At 69.6% G+C, this 2,671-nt stretch carries 3 protein-coding genes; 1 reads left to right on the top strand and 2 read right to left on the bottom strand.

The window, feature by feature from the left end; translation table 11 throughout:
- Positions 1 to 155, bottom strand: a 155-nt coding sequence (locus ACXJKR_RS29325; RefSeq protein WP_457325849.1) for a phosphotransferase family protein, incomplete at its 3' end; no start/stop codon positions are given.
- A gap of 76 nt (positions 156 to 231) precedes the next feature.
- Complete coding sequence (locus ACXJKR_RS29320) at positions 232 to 936, bottom strand: Crp/Fnr family transcriptional regulator (protein ID WP_056195749.1); 705 nt, start codon at positions 934 to 936, stop codon at positions 232 to 234.
- 141 nt (positions 937 to 1,077) lie between these two features.
- On the opposite strand from ACXJKR_RS29320, the gene ACXJKR_RS29315 reads away from it, so the two are divergent.
- A partial coding sequence (locus ACXJKR_RS29315) for a type IV pilus assembly protein FimV (RefSeq protein ID WP_457325848.1) occupies positions 1,078 to 2,671 on the top strand: 1,594 nt, incomplete at its 3' end.

The raw sequence follows: 2,671 nt of genomic DNA, 5'->3' as shown, positions 1-2,671 counted from the left end.
GTCTTCAGCAGATAGGTCGGGTTGGACTGGCCGCCCTTGAACTGCTCGATGGCCAGGGGCCCGACAAAGCCGTCAATGTGCGCGGCCAGCCAGGCTTCGAGAGCCGTGGTGTCCAGGGCTTGGGCAAGGGGACGGGTGCCGGTGAATGCTTCCATGGATGTCTGGGTAGAGAACGCCAACTGTCCATTCTGCGAGTCGAGGCCCGGCTGCCGTGTCTCCTCGGCGCCAGCCTTATCGGGATGCGGCTGCTAGCAGCTTCTCGCGGCTGAGCACGACCAGGCGGGTCGGCTCGACGCGCACCGCGCCTTCGCGTTCGAAAGCCTTGAGCTCCTGGTTGACGCGCTGGCGCGAGGCGCCGAGCAACTGGGCGAGGTCTTCCTGGGCCAGTTGCAAACCGATGCGGATCTCGTCGCCCTCCTGCACGCCATAAGAGCGCGCCAGCAGCAGTACCTGCTTGGCCAGGCGGGCGGCCAGTGGGCGCGTGTTGAGGTCCTCGATCATGTCGAACATCAGCCGCAGCCGGCGGCAGTTCAGCCGCAGCAAGGCGTCATAGAGCTCGGAGTGGGCCTGCAACAGCGCGCGGAAATCGGACTTGCGCACGCACAGCAGCGTCGTCTCGCCGTGCGCATAGGCGTCGTGGGTGCGGGGCAGGCCGTCGAAGAGGGCGATGTCGCCGAACCAGGTGCCTGGCTCGACATAGGTCAGCGAGATCTGCTTGCCGGCCAGGGACACCGAGCTGACACGCACGGCGCCCTTGGCCACGGCCGACCACTCCTCGGCAGGCTCGCCGCGGTGGGACAGCATGGTCTCGTCGGGCAGGCGGCGCACGAAGGCGCGCTGCAGGATGTCGTTGCGCAGGGTCTCGGAGAGCTTGGAGAACCAGGCGCCCTGATCGATCTGCTGGCGTTCGGCGGGGGTGAGGCTGAGTGCGTTCATGGTCTGGGGGCATTGTGCCGCCCGCGGTTCCCTGGGAATGGGGCCGTTGGCGAGGTGGCCCCATGCTAGAGTGATCCGCGCCGTCTTCACCCCCTCGTTCAACCGATAGCTAGCCGCCCGCAGTCAATGCCCTTCACGGCCTTGCGCCCGACCTTGCTGGGTGCTCTCACACCCACTTTGGCACTGCTGCTTGGCCTGGCGCCAGACGCCCAGGCTCTGGGCCTGGGACGGCCGCAAATTCATTCTGCCCTCGGCAAACCGCTGGACGCCAGCATCCCGCTGACGCTGGCGGATGGTGAACGACTGACCGATTCCTGCGTGCGCGCCGAGGTCTCTGCTGGCGACGCACGGGTGCCGGCTGGGCTGTTGCAAATGCGTATCGAGGGTGAACCCGGCCAGCAACGTATTCGCCTGCAGAGCCTGGCGCGCATCGACGAACCGGCCCTGCGCATCACGCTGGCTCTGGGCTGCCCGCTGCGGCTGACGCGCGAGTTCAATGCTTTCGTCGACCCTGCGGCCGATGCCGCCACAGTGCCGGCACCGCCCGCGCCTGCGGCGCCGCCGGTGGTCGCCCCGCCGACGAGCGTGATGGCCGAGGCATCGCCCGCACCGGCGCCAGGCCCGGTGGTACGGCAAAAAACCCGCTCCAAGCCGCGCGCCAGTGGCCCACGCCTGGTGCTGGAACGGCCTGAGGTGCTGGTGGCCGAAGCGCCGCGGCCCGTCCAGCCTGCCGCCAGCGCGCCCGAGATGGAGCTCACGCCCGAGCTGGAAGCCCAGATCGCTCAGCTTGAGCAGACCGTGGCCCAGCTGCGCGCCGACCTGGAGGCACGGCTGCAGGCCGAAGCCGCCGCGGCCTCGGCGGTGGCCATACCGCCGGCCTCCGCACCGGCCGTGGCACCGCCGCCCGTGGCGGTGCGCAGCGCACATGCCTCGCCCTATCGCGACCCCATGACCTGGGTGCTGACGTTGGGGCTGAGCCTGCTGGCGGGCTCGGCGGCTTTCTATTTCAGCCGCTGGCGCGATCAACGGGCCCGCCGCGAGCTTGCCTATTGGCGTGCCCTGCATGCCGCCGAAGGGGCCGGCCTGCCGGCGGTGCTGCCACAACACTCGCCGGGCATGGCGCCGCCTGTCGTCGGCCAAGCCGCGGCGCTGCCGGACGAAGGCCAGCACCAGGTCACGCGGCCACAGCCTCGACCGATGGCGTGGCCGCCGGCGCCCATTGCATCACCGCCACCACCCGCTGTCGCACCGCCCGCGATGGACATGCAGGCGACCATGCGTCTGCCGGTCCAGGCCGCGGCCGCGCCGGTGCTGTCCAACGAGCTGACCGTGGCGGACGAGCTGCTGGACCTGCAGCAACAGGTCGATTTCCTGCAGCTGCTCGGCCAGCAAGAAGCGGCGGCCGACCTGCTGGCCACGCGGTTGGCGCGTGGCAATGCCGGCGCCATGCCCTATCTGATGCTGATGGAGCTCTGCCAGCAGCGCGGTGAGCCCGAGGTATTCGCTGAGCTAGTCAAGCAGTTCGAGCAGCGTTTCCGGGTGCTGGCGCCGCAGTGGTCGCAGAGCCTGGCGCGTGGCCGCAGCCTGGATGCCAGCCCCAGCGTCATCGCTCATCTGCAGGTCGTCTGGCCTGAACCGGGCACCGCTTTGCAGATGCTGCAGGACCTGCTCGCCCGCGGCGGCGGACCGGGCGTGCCGAGCTTCGAGCTGCCCGCCTACCGCGATCTGCTGACCC

It is taken from the genome of Roseateles sp. P5_E11, from assembly GCF_054049355.1.
This window is presented reverse-complemented; position numbering and strand designations above follow the sequence as displayed.

Coding starts and splice junctions, on each gene's coding strand:
- ACXJKR_RS29320 (WP_056195749.1), bottom strand. CDS start 936: ATGAACGCACTCAGCCTCACCCCCGCCGAACGCCAGCAGATCGATCAG.